Here is a 16,127-nt window from a genome sequence, read left to right as displayed (position 1 = left end):
TCAGGCTTCGAAGAGGCTGCCGTCGGTCTTGGGCGGCGCCACGCCCAGGTGCCGGTAGGCCGCCAGGGTGGCGATGCGCCCGCGCGGGGTGCGCTGCAGGAAACCCTGCTGGATCAGGTAGGGCTCGATCACGTCCTCGATGGTGCCGGCTTCCTCGCCGATGCTCGCCGCGATGTTGTCCAGGCCCACGGGGCCGCCATCGAAACGGTGGATCACGGCTTCCAGCAGCTTGCGGTCCATCAGGTCGAAACCCTGCGGGTCCACGTCCAGCATGGCCAGGGCCTTGTTCGCCATTTCCACGGTGATGCGCCCCGTGCCCTTGACCTCGGCGTAGTCGCGCACGCGGCGCAGCAGGCGGTTGGCGATGCGCGGCGTGCCGCGCGAACGGCGCGCGATCTCGAAGCCGCCCTCCGCGTCCATCGGCGCATTGAGCAGACCGGCGCTGCGCGTGACGATGCGGCCCAGCTCCTCGGCGGAATAGAACTCCAGCCGCGCCACGATGCCGAAGCGGTCGCGCAGCGGGTTGGTCAGCATGCCCGCGCGCGTGGTGGCACCCACCAGGGTGAAAGGCTGCAGGTCCAGCTTGATGCTGCGCGCGGCCGGGCCTTCGCCGATCATGATGTCGATCTGGTAATCCTCTAGCGCGGGGTAGAGGATTTCCTCGACCACGGGCGAGAGGCGGTGGATCTCGTCGATGAAGAGCACGTCGTTCTTCTCGAGGTTGGTCAGCAGTGCGGCCAGGTCCTTGGGCTTTTCGAGCACCGGGCCGCTGGTCTGGCGCAGGTTGACGCCGAGTTCGTGCGCGATGATGTGCGAGAGCGTGGTCTTGCCCAGGCCGGGCGGGCCGAAGAGCAGCACGTGGTCCAGCGCCTCTTCGCGCTTGCGCGCCGCGCCGATGAAGATCTCCAGCTGCTCACGCACCTTGACCTGGCCCACGTACTCGTCGAGCAGCTTGGGCCGCAGGGCGCGCTCGATGGCCTCTTCACCGGGCGAGACGGGCGCGGCCGAGACCACGCGCGGGCCGGAGGGCATTTCAAAGTCGTCGGTCTGGATGCTCACGGCCGGAATGGGGAAAGCTGAGGGAACCAAGTCAACGCTATGCCAGTCCGGCACGGCTGTTCCGACTATAGCCGACTCAAGTAATCCTCCCGCTTTGCCGATAGGATGGAAAGACGATAGCCCTGAGACTGCCCACCATGAAGCCCACCGCCCTCCCCCTTTCCTTGCTGGCCGGCCTGCTGGCAGCCGCGCTGCTGCCGCATGCCCGGGCGGCCGAGCCGGCGGTGGCTGCGCCCCCGGCGCAGGCGGCTTCAGCCCCGGCGCGCGTGGAAGGCACACGCACGGACATCGAGTCCCAGCTGCGCGACGCCATGAGCCGGGGCGACCCCAAGACCAAGCGCCTGAACCTCATCGTCGACGGCAAGAGCAGCAGCGCCGGCCTGGCCGCCACGCCCGGCGCCGCGCCGCCCCTCAACCCCGTGGACAGCAAACCGCCCGCCGTGGCCGGCCCGCGCCCGCGCGAACCGGGCCTGGTGATCCGCCAGCAGCGTCCCGCGACGCCGGCCGCAGCACCCGCGCCGCACAAGGACGTCCACTGGAGCTACGAAGGCGAAGGCGCCCCGACGAACTGGGGCAGGCTCAAGCCCGACTACGCCACCTGCGCCAGCGGCCAGCGCCAGTCGCCCATCCACATCGAGGACAGCGAAACGCTGCGGGGCCCGGCCGAGGCCATCGAATTCCGCTACGCGCCCAGCAAGGGCACGGTGCTCAACAACGGCCACACCGTCGAGGTCAAGGTCTATGGCGAGAACAGCCTGACGGTGCGCGGCAACACCTACCAGCTGGTGCAGTTCCACTTCCACCACCCGGCGGAGGAGCGCATCAACGGCCAGGGGTATCCCATGGTGGCGCACTTCGTGCACCGCAACGAACAGGGCCAGCTGGCCGTGCTGGCCGTGCTGCTGGAGCCAGGCGAGGCCAACCCCCTCATTCAGAAGGTCTGGACGCACATGCCGCTGGACGTGAACGACAGCGTGCGCCTGCCGCCGGACCTGATCCACGTGGGCGAAATCCTGCCGCGCGACCAGCGTTATTACCAGTACATGGGCTCGCTGACCACGCCGCCCTGCACCGAAGGCGTGCTCTGGCTCATCCTCAAGCAGCCGGTCAGCATCAGCCGCGAGCAGCTGCGCCTGTTCGGCCAGCTGTACGCCAACAACGCGCGCCCGGTGCAGCCGCGCCACGACCGGCCCGTGCGCGACGCGGTGCTGATCGCCCCGGGCGGACGGCCTTAGGCCTACTTCGCCAGCGCCTTCAGGGCCAGCTTGATGCCCTCGCTCACGCCCACGTCCTTGGGCAGGGCCTTGAGCGCGGCGGCCGCTTCCTTGTCGCTGTAGCCCAGGGCCAGCAGCGCCTGCAGGATGTCGGCCTGCGCGTCGCTGCCCGGCTGCGCGCCGGGCTGGGCGAGGTCGGCCCCCAGCTTGCCCTTGAGTTCCAGCAACAGGCGCTCGGCGGTCTTCTTGCCGATGCCCGGCACCTTGACCAGGCGCCCGGCCTCCTGCAGGCTGACGGCCTGGGCCAGTTCGCCCACGCTCATGCCCGAGAGCACGGCCAGCGCGGTGCGCGGGCCCACGCCGGAGATCTTGATGAGCTCACGAAAGGCCTCGCGCTCGACAGCCGTGCCGAAGCCATAGAGCAGCTGCGCGTCCTCGCGCACCACGAAATGGGTGAGCAGGGCCACCTTCTCGCCCAGCTGCGGCAGGTTGTAGAAGGTGCTCATGGAGACCTGGACTTCGTAACCCACGCCATGGCAGTCCACCAGGACCTGGGGAGGGTTCTTTTCGAGAAGGGTGCCGGAGAGCCTGCCGATCATGGTGTTCCTGGTGAAGTGCCTATCATTGAGGGATCTTTCAAGGAATTATCAGTTGATTCTGCGCCACCTCTTCTCCCCGCCCAACAACGCGCGCCTGGCGCGCCTGTGCGGCCCCGCCGACGAACACCTGCGCATCATCGAGACGGCGCTGAACGTCAAGATCGCCCACCGCCACGAGCAGTTCAAGGTGGAAGGCCCCAAAAAACAGGCCCAGCACGGCATGGAAGTGCTGCAGGCCTTGTACGAGATGGCGACCAAGCCCATCGACGACGCCATCGTGCAGCTGCTGCTGGCCAGTGACAGCGCCATGCCGCTGACCGAAGACGGCGAAGCGCTGCAGACGCGCCGCCACGAGTTGCGCGCCCGCACCCCCAACCAGGCGCATTACCTGGAGAGCATCGCCGGCAACGACATCACCTTCGGCATCGGCCCGGCCGGCACCGGCAAGACCTATCTCGCCGTGGCCTGCGCGGTGGATGCGCTGGAACGCAGCGCGGTGCAGCGCATCGTGCTCACACGCCCGGCCGTGGAAGCCGGCGAGCGCCTGGGTTTCCTGCCCGGCGACCTGACGCAGAAGATCGATCCCTATCTGCGTCCGCTCTACGACGCGCTCTACGACCTCATGGGCTACGAGAAGGTGCAGAAGGCCTTCGAGCGCAACGCGCTGGAAATCGCCCCGCTGGCCTTCATGCGCGGGCGCACGCTGAACAACGCCTTTGTCATCCTGGACGAGGCGCAGAACACCACACCCGAGCAGATGAAGATGTTCCTCACACGCATCGGCTTCGGCGCGCGCGCCGTGGTCACCGGCGACGTGAGCCAGATCGACCTGCCCAAGACCCAGCTCAGTGGCCTGATCGACGCCGAACGCGTGCTCAAGCGCGTCAAGGGCATCGCCATGTGCCGCTTCACGAGCGCCGACGTGGTGCGCCACCCGCTGGTGGCGCGCATCGTGGACGCCTACGACAAACGCAAACCCGGAGACAGCGCATGAGTCCGGCCAAGTCCGTTCGCGTTGAGCCCGTCGAAACGCTCCTCCCTGCGCTCGACCTCTCCTTACAGTTCGGCGCCGCCGTGCCCGACAGCCACAAGAAGCTGCTGAGCAAGGCCCGCGTCACACGCTGGATGGGCATGGCCCTGCTGCGCAACGCCGAGATCACCGTGCGCGTGGTCGGTACCGCCGAAGGCCGCAAGCTGAACCGCGAATACCGCGGCAAGGGCTACGCCACCAATGTGCTGACCTTCGACTACACGCAGCAGCCCGTGGTCAGCGCCGACCTGGTGCTCTGCGCGCCCGTGGTGGCCAAGGAAGCGAAGGAACAGGGCAAGGCCCTGGAAGAACACTACGCCCACCTGCTGGTGCACGGCACCCTGCATGCGCAGGGTTATGAGCACGAGACGAATGAGGTGGATGCGCTGGAGATGGAGGCGCTGGAGGTGTTGCTGATGGAGGCGATGGGGTACGGGAATCCATATGAGTGAAAAGGTTCACCACTCAAATTTAGCCTAGCTCGTTCCGCTGAGGATCGTGGGCAGGCTCCACTTGGCCAACACCTGCTGGACGCCTACGACTGCTTTCTCTTTTTCTTGCGTTGTACTCAGATAAATATGCAGACTTCTGAGCGACCGTAAGTCGCGCCCAGATCGGTCTTCTGAATGGATTCATGCGCATATCCACTTTTGGAAGCACCTCGTCAAAACCAAGATCCCAGAGCGCTGCGAGCTGTTCCTCAGCAGATCGAAGGACGCCGACACTTGTGAAATGCACAATCTGATGGCAACCATCGCAAAGAGAAACGAGTCCTGAGTCATCACGGCCCAGCATCACATCTTTACTGTACGTAAGGTGATGCACCAAAGCGGCTTTTCCTTCGCATCTGCGACAGCGATGGCCATCCCTATTTAGGACTCTCCCCTTAATGTCCTTCCAGAGCTTTGTCTTCCTGTAGTCCTCGTATTCCAGCGTCAGCGGATCGACTTTGTCGCGCCATCCACGCTTCTGCTTCAGCAGTTCGCGCTCGGCAAACTTAGCACGAACGTTATCTAACACCTTCCACAGGTCTTCAGGTGCCATGATGAAATCTCAATTTCTAACCCTACGCCTAGCATGAGACACATGCTGCACATCGTGCAAGGGATGATTGGTTCACCTTCTTACCTCAATCACAAATAACCGTATCTGCATCGCCCAACGCTCAGGCCATCGCCAGCACCAGATGCCCGACCTCCGCCTTGGTCGGCCGCACGCTGATCTCGATGTCGTAACCCAGGCGAGTCAGGCAGTCCATCAGCTTGCGCTCGGACAGGTTGGTGAAATCGCCGCGCATCATGCCCGAGACCTTGGGTTGGGTGATGCCCATGCGCTCGGCGGCCTGTTGCTGGGTCAGGCCCTGCGTGCGCATGGCCTTGCGGATTTCAAGCACCAAGCCGGTCTTGATCTTGAGTTTGTCTGCGTCGCGCAGACCCAGGTCGGCATACGCATTGCCCGAGCCACGCTGCACCGCCACGCCCTCAACGACTCGTTTTTTCATCTCGAAACTCCTTGGCGCGTGCCTCGGCCACTTTCAGCCGCGCACGCACGATGTCCATCTCTTCCTTCGGGGTGCTGCTGCCGCGCTTGCTTTTCTTCTGGAAGCAATGCAGCACAAACACCGCTTCGGCAAACTTCACGGTGTAGACGGCGCGGTAGGTGCCGCCTGCATCGTCTTCCACCACCTCCAGCACACCGGCGCCACCAAAGCCCTTGAGCACCTTGGCCGCGTCGTGCTGGTCTCCCGCCTGTGCCAGCGACAGGGCAAAACCGAAGAAACGCCGCACGCCTGTGGGCAGAACCATCAGGTCCTTGTGGCTGCTCCCTATCCACTCCAGCGGTTTTTCGTCTGGCATGACGTGAATATACCTGAAATAGTATAACCCTCAAGCCGATCCGGCACTAAGCCATACGCATCGGTACCGTCACCGGCCCATCATTGACCAGGTGCACCTGCATGTCGGCCGCGAACTGCCCGGTCTGCACGACGGGGTGTGAAGCCCGGGCCTGCACCACGAAGTAGTCATACAGCCGCCGCCCCTCGTCCGGTGGCGCCGCATTGCCGAAGCTGGGGCGGTTGCCGCCCGCGGTGTCGGCGGCCAGGGTGAACTGGCTCACGACCAGGAGACTACCCCCCACATCCTGCACGCTCTTGTTCATCTTGCCGGCTTCATCGCTGAAGATGCGCAGCTTGAGGATCTTGGCCAGCAGCCTGTCGGCTATGGCCTCGGTGTCGCCGCGTTCGGCACACACCAGAACGAGCAGGCCCGCGTCGATCTGGCCGATGGTGTGACCATCGACCTCGACGCGGGCCTGTTTGACGCGTTGGAGCAGGGCAAGCATGCGGCGTTTATACCGCGGGCGGCCCTGCGCGATTTACCTGGGGCGGGCGACCGACTCGACCGGGCGCTTGGCCATGGTCCACTCGTGCATGGAGCCGTCGTAGAGCTTGACTTGCTTGTTGCCCATCAGCTCGGACATCACGAACCAGGTGCCCGAGGCCTGGTGGCCGGTGTTGCAGTAGGCGATGGTCGGGGCCTGCGGGTCGGCACCGCTCATCTTGAAGATGTCGCGGTAGGTGTCGGCCCCCATGATGCGGGCGGCGTCGCCACCCTGGCTGGACATCAGCGTGGTGGGCACGTTGCGGGCGCCCTGCAGATGGCCGAAGGCACTCACGGAGCTGGGCTTGCTCAGGCCCAGGAAGGTGGCCGGGTCACGCGCGTCGACCAGCTGGGTCTTGGCGGCCAGGGCCTTCTCCACGTCGTCGGCCGTGGCGGCCAGCTCGGCGCTGCGGTCGGCCTTGGCCACCCAGTTGCCTTCGGCCGGCTTGACGGCGGCGGTGCTGACCTCACGGCCTTCGGCGATCCAGCCGGCGGTGCCGCCACTGAGCACGGCGATGTTGTCTTCGCCATAGACCTTGAACTGCCAGTACAGGCGGGCGGCATCGTTGAAGTCGATCGGTTCCATGCCGGCCGAGACCAGCACGACCGGGCGGCCGGCCAACACACCCCAGCTGCGCACGAGTTTCTCGAAGTCGGCGCGCTCGGGCAGCATGCCGCTGAGCTTGAGGCCGTTGATGGTGCGCGAGACACGCACGGTCTTGTTGTCCACGGGCACGGCGCCGTCGATGTGGCCACCCAGATCCACCAGCGTCTTCTTGCCGGTTTTCTTGTCGGTCTCGAACTCGGGCGTGAACGTGAAGGTCTTCTGGTTGCCGCGCACGTCGAGGATGGTCACGTCGGCGCGGTTTTTCGCCAGCCACTCGCCATCGACCACGGGGCCGGGCACGTTCAGGGCCAGGGCCCACTGGGACAGGCCCAGCAGGGCAGCGCCTGCAAGGTAACGGATTGGGGTCTTCATCTGCATCTCCTTTTAAGAATCATGGGACATGGGGCCGGCTGCAAGCAGGGCGTCCTGCGGCCAGTCCACGGGGTAGGAACTCCAGACGGCGACGCGCCGGTCGGCCCAGGCTTGCGCCGGGCTCTGGTCATGGCGCGTGCAATGCCGCTCCAACGCCGCATCACGCTGCAGCAGCATCTGGCGCAGCGGCGCGGCGTAGCAGCGCACCATGTCGCCCAACCACAGGCCGACGCCGGCCAGCGGGCCGCGCAGGCGCAGCTCGAAGTGGGCCAGCTCGCGCACCAGCGAGCTCGCAGCCGCCCAGCGCTCGCCGGTGACCCACTGGTTGGTGGCGAACCAGCACAGGGGCAGGCCGCGTGCGTCCAGCGCCAGGCCGGCGAAATGGGTCAGCCTGCTATGCGGGCTGCGGCGGAACAGGTGGATGTGGCCATGCTCCTGCGGATGGCGCGCGCTGTCTTTCTCAGTGCGGTCATGCGCATGGAAATAGAACTGCCAGCGACCGCTGCTGTCGATGGCGTCGTGGCGCGGGTAATGCGCCCAGATCTCGAAGCGCGCGCTGCGCCCGATGAAGGGAAACAGCATGGAGCGCCCCTGGCGCGCGAGACGCAGCTGCCGCGCGAGCGCACCGTGCGCGGCGCGCGCGGTGAGGTCATGCGAGGCGGCTGCAGCCACGACGGCTCCGCTCAGCGGCTCTTCTTGCCGGTCTCGGGCGCGCTGTCGTCACCACTGCGGCGGCGGCTCTTGCCGGCACAGGGGTTGCCCGCGCACGGGTTGTCGGCACGGCTGCGGCGCTTGGAGCCGGCGCAGGGATTGCCACTGCAGGGGTTGTCGGCGCGGCTGCGGCGTTTGCTGCCGGCACAGGGGTTGCCCGCGCATGGATTGGCGGCACGCGCCGGGGTGTCGGCCGACTGCGCCACGGCGGCAACCGGCACGGCCCCCAGGGCGAGGGCCAGGGCCGAGACCAACGGGGCCAGGGTGTTGCGGGGATGTTTCATGGAAAGTTCTCCTGAAGAAATTCGTTCAGACCTGGCCGGCCGCACGCGCGCGGCGTTCGAACCAGCCGCCGAGGACGAACACGCCGATGGCCGCGCCCACCATGGCGGCCAGCACGAGCCACTCGGGCACACCCAGCGCTTCGGGCAGACGGTCCCCCTTGGTGAACTCACCGGCGGTTGTGAGCGCATCGAACTGCGGGAAGAAACCGGCAAAGATGAAGGTGCCGATGAACAGGCCGACGAAGAACACCAGCGCGTCCAGACGGCCCGTCATCAGGCCCACGGCCGAGGTGCCGGGGCAATAGCCACCCACGGCAAAACCGGCGCCGATCAGCGCGCCGCCGGCGGCGATGGCCCACAGATAGGGGATGGGCACGTAGATGCCTGCGGCTTCCACCAGGCCGGCCAGCTCCAGCACGTAGAGGCCGACCGCCGTGAAGACGATGGCGCCAAACATGACCTTGAAGACCGACCAGTCGGTCAGACGAAACTGGGCAGTGAGCTTGCAGCCGCTGCCGAAACCGGCGCGCTCCAGCACGAAACCGAAACCGAAGCCCAGCAGGATGGCAATGAAGGTCTCGATCATTTGACACCTCCACCGCTCAGACGCGCGGCGATCAGGCCGGCGGCAAAAAAGGCGCCGAGGAAAACGAAACCGGCCACGCTGAGCACGGCCGCGCCCGACAGGCCGACACCGCTGGTGCAACCGGCGGCGATGCGCGCACCGATGCCGGCCAGGATGCCACCGGCCAGCGCCTTGAGCAGGCGGCCGGTACGGCCGGCATTGGCAGCGCCCTCGATGCGCCAGGCCAGACGGCCAGCCAGCCAGGCCGAGACCAGTGCGCCGAGGAAGACCCCCAGCACCTGCCAGCTGATCCACGAGGACAGCACGGCGCCGTCTTCGACCAGGGGGCCAAGATAGTCGTTCGCCAGCGTCCACTGCGGCGCGGCGATGTCGCCCAGCCAGGCCGTCAGGCGGGTGGTGAAACCGGTGGCGCCCAGGCCATGGCCGGTCAGGATGAAGGTCAGCAGCAGCACCACACCCAGCGCGAGCGCGGCCAGCCAGGCCGGCCAGTAGGGCTTGCTGCCCGGCAGTTCACATGCATTGGAAATTTCCACCGGCTCTCCTCGATCTTCAAACGAATGGACGCAAATATACCCTAGGGGGCATAAACAAAGCGAGAAGTATAGAAGGATTCGGCCAAAAAGCCAGCCGGGCACGCCCTGCCCGAACGGGCTCAGAGCCGGAAGGTCTGCACCGCCTGTTCGAGCCGCTGGGCCTGGTCCTTGAGGCTGGCGGCCGCGGCGGCCGACTGCTCGACCAGCGCGGCATTCTGCTGCGTCATCTGGTCGAGCTGGTTCACGGCTTCGTTGACCGAGACGATGCCGGTAGACTGACCGGCCGCATCGGTGGTGATCTCGTGGATCACGCCGCTGACGCGTTGCACGGCTTCGACGATCTCCTGCATGGTGCTGCCGGCCTCTTGCACCAGGCGGGACCCGGATTCGACCTTGTCGACCGAGTCGCCGATGAGCGTCTTGATTTCACGGGCCGCTTCGGCGCTGCGGCTGGCCAGATGGCGCACCTCGGCGGCCACGACCGCGAAGCCGCGCCCCTGCTCGCCGGCACGGGCCGCTTCCACCGCGGCATTGAGCGCCAGGATATTGGTCTGGAAGGCGATGCTGTCGATGACGCCGATGATGTCGTGGATGCGCTGCGAGCTGTCGTGGATGTCCTCCATGGTCTGCACCACCTGGCCCACCACGGCGCCACCGCGCTCCGCAACCTCGGCCGCGCTGCCGGCCAGCTGGTTGGCTTGGCTGGCCGCCTCCGCGGTATGGCGCACGGTGCGGGTCAACTCGTCCAGGCTGGAAGCGATACGCTGCAGATTGCCGGCCGCCTGTTCGGTGCGGTTGCTCAGGTCCTCGTTGCCCGCCGCGATCTCGCTCGACGCCACGGCCACCCCCTGGGTGGAGTGGCGGATGTCACCCAACGTCTCGCGCAGCACGCCGGTGAGGCGCTGCACCGAATCCAGCAGGCTGCCAGTCGGGGCCTGCTGGTCGGCCTGGGTCAGGTTGCCGCCGGCCAACTGGGCCAGGGTGTGCTGCGCATCGGTGGGCTCACCACCCAGCACGGCCCGCGCGGTACGCCGGATCCAGACCGTGAAGCCGACGCAGACTGCCACGCACAGCAAGGTCAGCAGGCCTGTGAGCCAGGCGCCGACCTGCAGGTAACCCACCATGGTCTGGGCATGCACGAGCTGCGACTGCTGCTGCAGCCAGGCCGCACCGATCACCACGGTGGAGCCGGCACCGCCCACCATGACCGTGGGAACAATCATGGAGAGTGTCAGTTTCTGGGTGTAATTCATGTCTGTTCTCGTGAGCCCTGAACCATGCCGGCAGCGGCCATGCAAGGGGCGGCCGATGGCCGCAGTGTCAACCGTATCCCCATCCCGGGGCCATCGGCAATCCTGAGGCTTATTTGAGACTGCCGCGCGCCTGCGCCAGGCGCTGGTCGAGGTAGGCGCCGTAGAAGTCGGGGATGTAGCCGCCCACCAGGCGCTCGGCCACCTCGGCACCATCTCGCCCGAAGAACAGCACGGTGGGGGCGATGCGGATCTTCCATAACCGCACCAGGTCGTCGTGTGTCACGGCCTTGCCGCTGAAATCCAGCACCCGGGTGCGGCTGCGCATGTCCACCTGCGCCACGTGCAGGCCTTCCTGCTCGTGCATCGGCGCCAGGTAGTTGTTGCGCGCAATCTTGCAGAAGGGGCAGCCCTCCAGGCTCACCATGACCACCAGCGGCTCCCGCCGGGCCAGCGCAGAGGCCAGCTCATCCTTGAGGTTGTGCGCCGCCGGCAACTCGGCCGCCTGCGCCGTGCCCAGGGCCAGCGGCAGTGCGGCCGCCGCCAGCAGCAGGTCGCGCCGTGCGAAACCCGGGCGCTTCATTTGTCGCCCTCCTGCTCCAGCAGCAGGTAGGTGTTGTAGGCGTTCATGCGGTTGGCCACGCGGAACAGGGGCAGGTGCTCGAACTCGCTCCAGTCGGTGTTCTTGTAGGCCTCCTCGAAGGGCTCCAGGTTGGCCGCAGCCTTGCCCATGCTGGCACGCAGATAACGCAGGTAGTCACGCGTGAGCTGCATGTCCTTGCGCGCCTCGTGCGAGAGCGGGCCGTGCCCGGGTACGATGACGCCGGCATCGAAGGTCAGCAGCTTTTCCAGCGCGAGGATCCAGTGCCGGCTGTCGGCCTTGCCTACATAGGGAATGCGGCTGCGGAACACCAGGTCCCCGGCGAACAGCACCTTCTCGCCGGGCAGGTAGACAACCAGGTCTTCCGGGGTGTGCGAAGGACCGACGATCCTGATCTGGAACTCCACACCGCCGATTGTCAGCGTCTTGTCGCCCGCCAGCCACTCGTCGGCCTCGACCAGTCGGGTCTCGTCGTTGACCCAGGGGGCCAGCTCGACACGCGACGCCTCCAGCCGCAGGCGGGCGGTTTCGGAATTCATGTACTCCCTGGCCGCGCCATGGGCGATGATGCGCGCACCCTGGGCCTTGAAGGCCTGCAGGCCATAGATGTGGTCAGCGTGGTAGTGGGTGACGATCACATGCGTGACGGGCCGGGGGGTGACTTTGCGGATCTCGGCCAGCAGCCGCTCGGCCAGAGCCGGCGAGCCCAGCGCGTCGATCACGACCACGCCGGCCGGCGTCACCACGAAAGCCGCGTTGGAAATGAAGTTCTGGTTGTCGGGTGAGCCCAGGGCCGAGACGCCTTCGACATACCAGGCCGAGGGCGACACCTGCTGCGCCACCATGGCCGGCCCCTCGGCCCGGACCCCGGTTGCCAGCGACAAGGCCAGCGCGGCCGCCATCAGCCTCGCCGCCCGGCGGGCCGCATCCATTGCACACGTACGCATTCGAACTCCAAAACGGGGCTGCAGGCCCTGCCCTTGCTTTGAGATGGGTCAAGCCGCTAGGATGCAATTATGTTTAGCATCCAATATAAGCATTTACTAAATTATGATGCAGCTTCATGAACCTGGCAACCCTTCTTGAGCAGCATGGCGAAAGCCTGGCGCTCGCCATCGGCGGCGGCGTGATCGGCGTGCTGTTCGGCTTTTTCGCCCAGCGCTCCAAGTTCTGCCTGCGCGCCGCCACCATCGAGTTCTGGCACCGCAAGTTCGGCGAAAAGCTCTCGGTCTGGCTGCTGGCCTTCTCCACGGCGGTGGTGCTGGTGCAGGGGCTGATCGTGCTGCACGCGCTGGACACCAGCACGGCACGCCAGATCGCCGCGCGCGGCAGCCTGTCGGGCGCGCTGATCGGCGGCCTGCTGTTCGGTGCCGGCATGATCATGACGCGCGGCTGCGCCAGCCGCCTGCTGGTGCTGTCGGCCAACGGCAACCTGCGCGCGCTGCTCTCGGGCCTGATTTTCGCCGTCACGGCCCAGGCCGCGCTGTCGGGCGCACTCGCGCCGCTGCGTCTGCAGATCAGCGGCTGGTGGACGGTGGAAGGCGGGCCGCCCCGCGACCTGCTGGCCCTCACCGGCATCGGCCACTGGGGCGGCCTGGCCTTCGGCCTGCTGTGGTTTGCCGCCGCGCTCTACTTCGCCATCCGTAGCGGCTGGGGCCTGTGGAAATGGGTGGGCGGCATCGGCACCGGCCTGGCCGTGGCCGCGGGCTGGTGGTACACCTACCTGATCTCGTCCAACAGCTTCGGCGTGGTGCAGGTGCAGGGCCTGACCTTCAGCGGGCCCTCGGCCGAATGGTTGATGCGCGTGCTGTCCGCGCCAGCGCCGCACATCGGCTTCGACTTCGGCCTGCTGCCCGGCGTGTTTGCCGGCTCCTTCATCGGCGCCCTGGTGGGCCGGGAGTTCAAGCTCGAAGGTTTCAAGGATGGCTACAGCATGCGCCGTTACATCGCAGGTGCCATCCTGATGGGCTTCGGCTCCATGCTGGCCGGCGGCTGCGCCGTCGGCGCGGGCATGACAGGCGGCTCGGTGTTCGCCCTCACCGCCTGGCTGGCGCTGATCGGCATGTGGGCCGGTGCCGGCCTCACCGACCGGTTGATGGACAGCCAGAGCACCACGCACCAGACCAGCGAACGGGTGACCGGCACGCAGGCCAATATGAAGGCGCCCTGAAATCTGCATGCGGCTCGTGGGTCTCTGAGGGTAAACACCCGGGATAATCAAGCCGGCGACTCGCTAAATTAGTCGTCATTGATATTTCTTCAGTCAGAGGAGCACTTCATGCGATTCACTCCATTCCTGGCGGCCCTGCTGCTGCTGGGCAGCTACGCCGGCAGCGCCACCGCTGCCACACCGCAGGACACCGTCAAGCTGCACCAGCGGGCGCTGGCCGCCACCTGCGCCAACTGCCACGGCACCGAGGGCCGCACCACCGAAGGTTCGGCCATCCCCTCGCTGGCCGGTATGCCGCGTGAATACATGGTGGCGCAGATGAAAGCCTTCCGCGAAGGCACGCGTCCGGCCACCGTGATGCACCAGCTGAGCAAGGGACTGACCGACCAGCAGATCGAGACCGTCTCCACCTATTTCTCGACCCTCAAGCGCTGAGCAGGAGACCAGAACCATGAAACGACGCAGTTTTGTACAAGCTTCGCTGGCCCTCGGCACCGTGGGTTCCCTCTCCATGGTGGGTTGCGCCAGCACCGCCCCCCTGCCCGCCAAGGCCAAGGTGGTGGTGATCGGCGGCGGCTACGGTGGCGCCACCGCCGCCAAATACGTGCGCATGCTCTCCAACTACCAGATCGACGTGGTGCTGGTGGAGCCCAACGACAGCTTCATCTCCTGCCCGATCTCCAACCTGGTGATCGGCGGCTCCAAGACCATGGGCGACATCACCACGCCCTATGACAACCTCAAGAGCAAGCATGGCGTGATCCACGCGCGCGACCGTGTCACGGACATCGACCGCAGCAAGAAGACGGTGACCCTGGCCGGCGGCGCCACCCTCGGCTACGACAAGCTGATCGTCTCGCCCGGCGTCGACATGATGTGGGGCAGCATCGCCGGCCTGAAGGACGCCAGCGCCGCGGGCCAGATCCTGCAGGCCTGGAAGGCCGGCCCCGAGACCGCCGCCCTGCGCCGCCAGCTCGAAGCCATGCCCGATGGCGGCGTCTACGCCATCACGGTCCCGCTGGCGCCCTACCGCTGCCCGCCCGGCCCCTACGAGCGCGCCAGCCAGGTGGCCAGCTACTTCAAGAAGGCCAAGCCGAAATCCAAGGTGCTGATCCTGGACGCCAACCCGGACGTCACCTCCAAGGGCCCGCTGTTCAAGAAGTTCTGGGCCGAGAACTATGCCGGCATGCTGGAGTTCCGCGGCAACCACAAGGCCATCGCCGTGGATGCGAAAACGAAGACCGTCAAGTTCGAGACCTCCGATGACGTGAAAGCCGATGTGCTCAACGTGCTGCCGGACATGAGCGCGGGCCTGATCGCCATGCAGTCGGGCCTGGCCAACGCGAACGCCCGCTGGTGCAACGTGAACTACCAGACCTTCGAGTCCACCGCTGCCAAGGACGTCCACGTCATCGGCGACTCGGTGCTCGCCGCACCGGCCATGCCCAAGTCCGGCCACATGGCCAACTCGCACGGCAAGGTGGTGGCCGCGGCCGTGGTGGCCCAGCTCTCGGGCCTGGAGGTGAACCCGCAGCCTTTGCTGACCAACACCTGCTACAGCTTCGTCAATGACAAGCTGGTGGTGCACGTGGCCTCGGTCCACCAGTACGTTGCCGAGGAAAAGACCTTCAAGACCGTTCCCGGTTCGGGTGGCGTATCCAGCGCCCCCAACGAGCTCGAGGGTATCTACGCCATGAACTGGGCGCAGAACATCTGGGCGGATACACTGCTTTGACACTGCCGGGCCCGGTGGCACACCGGGCCCCCTCATGCCGGCGCTGGCCGGCTTTTCCTTGCCAACGAATTCAGGAGTTGCTCATGTACAAATTCATCACCCCCCTGCTGCTGGGTCTGGCCGGTCTGTTCGGCCTGCAAGGCGCCGCCCAGGCCCAGGCCGCCCCACAGGTCAAGGCCGTGTACCACATCAACACCGACGTGAACACCGTGCCGGCCATCCTGAACAACATCCGCAACCACCTGAGCGCGGACCCCAAGGCCAAGATCGTGGTGGTCACGCACGGCGCGGGCATCAACTTCCTGCTGCAGGATGCCAAGGACAGCCAGGGCCGCGAGTTCAGCGGCGCCGTCAGCGACCTGGCCGGCCAGGGTGTCGAGTTCCGCGTCTGCAACAACACGCTGACGGTGCGCAACATCAACCCGGACCGCCTGTTGATGGAAACCAAGATCGTGCCCTCGGGCGTGGCCGAGGTGGCGCGTCTGCAAGCGCAAGAAGGTTACGTCTACCTGAAGCCCTGAGCCCAGGGACTGGCCAGGGCCTTGCGCCCTGGCCGCGATTCAGTGGCTCGTTGAAGCGGCGGCGGCCGAGGGCTCGGCCATAGGGGAATCGAAATTCGCATCCATGGCGATCTGGGTGCAGACCGCACGGCACAGCGATGAAACGCGGTCGTCGATGATGCGGTAGTAGATCTGCACGCCCTCGCGACGCTTGCCCAGCACGCCGGCCTGGTACAGCGTGGTCAGGTGCTGCGACATATTGGGCTGGGTGGTGTCGATCTTGCTCAGCAGATAGCTCACATTGCGCTCGCCATCGCAGAGGTGGCTGATGATCTTGAGCCGCATGGGCGCCGACATGACACGAAAAACCTCCGCAGCCAGTTCGAAAACCTGGTCTGGTTCGGTCACGGTGGACGGGGTCGCCTGGATGGAACGCTTGCTCATGACGTGGCGAATCCTAATATAAGAACATTCTCATTTTATACAACAGCCCCC

General features: G+C 66.1%; 22 protein-coding genes. 7 read left to right on the top strand and 15 right to left on the bottom strand.

Annotation, left to right across the window (positions count from 1 at the left end; genetic code table 11):
• Positions 1-1,059: a Holliday junction branch migration DNA helicase RuvB gene (gene ruvB / locus AC1RRP_RS09240; RefSeq protein WP_493035382.1), complete on the bottom strand. Its 1,059-nt coding sequence runs from the start codon at positions 1,057-1,059 to the stop codon at positions 1-3.
• 137 nt (positions 1,060-1,196) lie between these two features.
• Here ruvB and AC1RRP_RS09235 point away from each other — a divergent pair, with 137 nt between their 5' ends.
• Complete coding sequence (locus tag AC1RRP_RS09235; protein ID WP_493035381.1) at positions 1,197-2,294, top strand: carbonic anhydrase; 1,098 nt, start codon at positions 1,197-1,199, stop codon at positions 2,292-2,294.
• 2 nt (positions 2,295-2,296) lie between these two features.
• On the opposite strand, the gene ruvA is transcribed toward AC1RRP_RS09235, so the two are convergent.
• A complete protein-coding gene (gene ruvA / locus AC1RRP_RS09230) occupies positions 2,297-2,872 on the bottom strand; it encodes a Holliday junction branch migration protein RuvA (RefSeq protein ID WP_493035379.1) in 576 nt (191 codons plus the stop codon).
• A 52-nt stretch (positions 2,873-2,924) separates the two neighbouring features.
• On the opposite strand from ruvA, the gene AC1RRP_RS09225 reads away from it, so the two are divergent.
• Complete coding sequence (locus tag AC1RRP_RS09225; RefSeq protein ID WP_493035377.1) at positions 2,925-3,866, top strand: PhoH family protein; 942 nt, start codon at positions 2,925-2,927, stop codon at positions 3,864-3,866.
• Positions 3,863-4,354 (top strand): rRNA maturation RNase YbeY, encoded by a 492-nt coding sequence (gene ybeY / locus AC1RRP_RS09220; RefSeq protein WP_493035375.1) that lies wholly within the window; start codon positions 3,863-3,865, stop codon positions 4,352-4,354. The genes AC1RRP_RS09225 and ybeY overlap by 4 nt, the downstream gene beginning before the upstream one ends.
• A 19-nt stretch (positions 4,355-4,373) precedes the next feature.
• On the opposite strand, the gene AC1RRP_RS09215 is transcribed toward ybeY, so the two are convergent.
• The 12 genes from AC1RRP_RS09215 to AC1RRP_RS09160 all read right to left on the bottom strand — a co-directional run bounded on the left by AC1RRP_RS09215 (position 4,374) and on the right by AC1RRP_RS09160 (position 12,174).
• Positions 4,374-4,946 carry an HNH endonuclease gene (locus AC1RRP_RS09215; RefSeq protein ID WP_493035373.1) on the bottom strand — a complete coding sequence of 191 codons (573 nt, stop codon included), beginning with the start codon at positions 4,944-4,946 and terminating at the stop codon, positions 4,374-4,376.
• 121 nt (positions 4,947-5,067) lie between these two features.
• Positions 5,068-5,403: a helix-turn-helix domain-containing protein gene (locus AC1RRP_RS09210; RefSeq protein ID WP_493035371.1), complete on the bottom strand. Its 336-nt coding sequence runs from the start codon at positions 5,401-5,403 to the stop codon at positions 5,068-5,070.
• The gene (locus tag AC1RRP_RS09205) at positions 5,384-5,758 is read right to left on the bottom strand and encodes a type II toxin-antitoxin system RelE/ParE family toxin (protein ID WP_493035369.1); all 375 of its coding nucleotides are present in this window, start codon (positions 5,756-5,758) and stop codon (positions 5,384-5,386) included. Before AC1RRP_RS09205 ends, AC1RRP_RS09210 begins: the two co-directional genes overlap by 20 nt.
• A 46-nt stretch (positions 5,759-5,804) precedes the next feature.
• Entirely contained in the window at positions 5,805-6,245 is a 441-nt protein-coding gene (gene dtd / locus AC1RRP_RS09200) for a D-aminoacyl-tRNA deacylase (RefSeq protein WP_493035367.1), read from the bottom strand.
• 33 nt (positions 6,246-6,278) lie between these two features.
• Entirely contained in the window at positions 6,279-7,262 is a 984-nt protein-coding gene (locus tag AC1RRP_RS09195) for a sulfurtransferase (RefSeq protein ID WP_493035365.1), read from the bottom strand.
• Between the two features lie 12 nt (positions 7,263-7,274).
• Positions 7,275-7,934 carry a DUF6969 family protein gene (locus AC1RRP_RS09190; protein WP_493035363.1) on the bottom strand — a complete coding sequence of 220 codons (660 nt, stop codon included), beginning with the start codon at positions 7,932-7,934 and terminating at the stop codon, positions 7,275-7,277.
• Between the two features lie 11 nt (positions 7,935-7,945).
• Positions 7,946-8,257, bottom strand: coding sequence for a hypothetical protein (locus AC1RRP_RS09185; RefSeq protein WP_493035361.1), 312 nt, complete (start codon positions 8,255-8,257; stop codon positions 7,946-7,948).
• Between the two features lie 25 nt (positions 8,258-8,282).
• Positions 8,283-8,843, bottom strand: coding sequence for a YeeE/YedE thiosulfate transporter family protein (locus AC1RRP_RS09180; protein WP_493035359.1), 561 nt, complete (start codon positions 8,841-8,843; stop codon positions 8,283-8,285).
• A complete protein-coding gene (locus AC1RRP_RS09175) occupies positions 8,840-9,376 on the bottom strand; it encodes a YeeE/YedE thiosulfate transporter family protein (RefSeq protein WP_493035357.1) in 537 nt (178 codons plus the stop codon). The genes AC1RRP_RS09180 and AC1RRP_RS09175 overlap by 4 nt, the downstream gene beginning before the upstream one ends.
• A gap of 119 nt (positions 9,377-9,495) precedes the next feature.
• Positions 9,496-10,629: a methyl-accepting chemotaxis protein gene (locus AC1RRP_RS09170; protein ID WP_493035355.1), complete on the bottom strand. Its 1,134-nt coding sequence runs from the start codon at positions 10,627-10,629 to the stop codon at positions 9,496-9,498.
• A gap of 109 nt (positions 10,630-10,738) precedes the next feature.
• Positions 10,739-11,209 (bottom strand): thioredoxin fold domain-containing protein, encoded by a 471-nt coding sequence (locus AC1RRP_RS09165; RefSeq protein WP_493035353.1) that lies wholly within the window; start codon positions 11,207-11,209, stop codon positions 10,739-10,741.
• The gene (locus AC1RRP_RS09160; RefSeq protein WP_493035351.1) at positions 11,206-12,174 is read right to left on the bottom strand and encodes an MBL fold metallo-hydrolase; all 969 of its coding nucleotides are present in this window, start codon (positions 12,172-12,174) and stop codon (positions 11,206-11,208) included. The genes AC1RRP_RS09165 and AC1RRP_RS09160 overlap by 4 nt, the downstream gene beginning before the upstream one ends.
• Positions 12,175-12,290: 116 nt before the next feature.
• Between AC1RRP_RS09160 and AC1RRP_RS09155 the strand changes: the two genes are divergently transcribed.
• The 4 genes from AC1RRP_RS09155 (at position 12,291) to AC1RRP_RS09140 (ending at position 15,653) form a co-directional block, all read left to right on the top strand.
• The gene (locus AC1RRP_RS09155; protein WP_493035349.1) at positions 12,291-13,397 is read left to right on the top strand and encodes a YeeE/YedE family protein; all 1,107 of its coding nucleotides are present in this window, start codon (positions 12,291-12,293) and stop codon (positions 13,395-13,397) included.
• Positions 13,398-13,505: 108 nt separating this feature from the next.
• Positions 13,506-13,832, top strand: coding sequence for a c-type cytochrome (locus AC1RRP_RS09150; RefSeq protein WP_493035347.1), 327 nt, complete (start codon positions 13,506-13,508; stop codon positions 13,830-13,832).
• A 16-nt stretch (positions 13,833-13,848) separates the two neighbouring features.
• On the top strand, positions 13,849-15,132 hold the full coding sequence (locus tag AC1RRP_RS09145) for an NAD(P)/FAD-dependent oxidoreductase (protein WP_493035345.1): 1,284 nt from the start codon (positions 13,849-13,851) through the stop codon (positions 15,130-15,132).
• Between the two features lie 83 nt (positions 15,133-15,215).
• Complete coding sequence (locus AC1RRP_RS09140) at positions 15,216-15,653, top strand: DsrE family protein (protein ID WP_493035343.1); 438 nt, start codon at positions 15,216-15,218, stop codon at positions 15,651-15,653.
• Between the two features lie 39 nt (positions 15,654-15,692).
• On the opposite strand, the gene AC1RRP_RS09135 is transcribed toward AC1RRP_RS09140, so the two are convergent.
• Positions 15,693-16,076, bottom strand: a complete 384-nt coding sequence (locus AC1RRP_RS09135; RefSeq protein ID WP_493035341.1) for an ArsR/SmtB family transcription factor — start codon at positions 16,074-16,076, stop codon at positions 15,693-15,695.
• Positions 16,077-16,127: the final 51 nt, after the last annotated feature.

It is taken from the genome of Hylemonella sp. GW821-FHT12C09 (assembly GCF_058807395.1).
This window is presented reverse-complemented; position numbering and strand designations above follow the sequence as displayed.

Bases quoted from the DNA above. Each gene is read 5' to 3' on its own strand.
- AC1RRP_RS09235 (WP_493035381.1), top strand. From the start codon at position 1,197: ATGAAGCCCACCGCCCTCCCCCTTTCCTTGCTGGCCGGCCTGCTGGCA.
- ruvA (WP_493035379.1), bottom strand. From the start codon at position 2,872: ATGATCGGCAGGCTCTCCGGCACCCTTCTCGAAAAGAACCCTCCCCAG.
- ybeY (WP_493035375.1), top strand. From the start codon at position 3,863: ATGAGTCCGGCCAAGTCCGTTCGCGTTGAGCCCGTCGAAACGCTCCTC.
- AC1RRP_RS09215 (WP_493035373.1), bottom strand. From the start codon at position 4,946: ATGGCACCTGAAGACCTGTGGAAGGTGTTAGATAACGTTCGTGCTAAG.
- AC1RRP_RS09210 (WP_493035371.1), bottom strand. From the start codon at position 5,403: ATGAAAAAACGAGTCGTTGAGGGCGTGGCGGTGCAGCGTGGCTCGGGC.
- AC1RRP_RS09205 (WP_493035369.1), bottom strand. From the start codon at position 5,758: ATGCCAGACGAAAAACCGCTGGAGTGGATAGGGAGCAGCCACAAGGAC.
- dtd (WP_493035367.1), bottom strand. From the start codon at position 6,245: ATGCTTGCCCTGCTCCAACGCGTCAAACAGGCCCGCGTCGAGGTCGAT.
- AC1RRP_RS09195 (WP_493035365.1), bottom strand. From the start codon at position 7,262: ATGAAGACCCCAATCCGTTACCTTGCAGGCGCTGCCCTGCTGGGCCTG.
- AC1RRP_RS09185 (WP_493035361.1), bottom strand. From the start codon at position 8,257: ATGAAACATCCCCGCAACACCCTGGCCCCGTTGGTCTCGGCCCTGGCC.
- AC1RRP_RS09180 (WP_493035359.1), bottom strand. From the start codon at position 8,843: ATGATCGAGACCTTCATTGCCATCCTGCTGGGCTTCGGTTTCGGTTTC.
- AC1RRP_RS09170 (WP_493035355.1), bottom strand. From the start codon at position 10,629: ATGAATTACACCCAGAAACTGACACTCTCCATGATTGTTCCCACGGTC.
- AC1RRP_RS09165 (WP_493035353.1), bottom strand. From the start codon at position 11,209: ATGAAGCGCCCGGGTTTCGCACGGCGCGACCTGCTGCTGGCGGCGGCC.
- AC1RRP_RS09160 (WP_493035351.1), bottom strand. From the start codon at position 12,174: ATGCGTACGTGTGCAATGGATGCGGCCCGCCGGGCGGCGAGGCTGATG.
- AC1RRP_RS09155 (WP_493035349.1), top strand. From the start codon at position 12,291: ATGAACCTGGCAACCCTTCTTGAGCAGCATGGCGAAAGCCTGGCGCTC.
- AC1RRP_RS09150 (WP_493035347.1), top strand. From the start codon at position 13,506: ATGCGATTCACTCCATTCCTGGCGGCCCTGCTGCTGCTGGGCAGCTAC.
- AC1RRP_RS09145 (WP_493035345.1), top strand. From the start codon at position 13,849: ATGAAACGACGCAGTTTTGTACAAGCTTCGCTGGCCCTCGGCACCGTG.
- AC1RRP_RS09140 (WP_493035343.1), top strand. From the start codon at position 15,216: ATGTACAAATTCATCACCCCCCTGCTGCTGGGTCTGGCCGGTCTGTTC.
- AC1RRP_RS09135 (WP_493035341.1), bottom strand. From the start codon at position 16,076: ATGAGCAAGCGTTCCATCCAGGCGACCCCGTCCACCGTGACCGAACCA.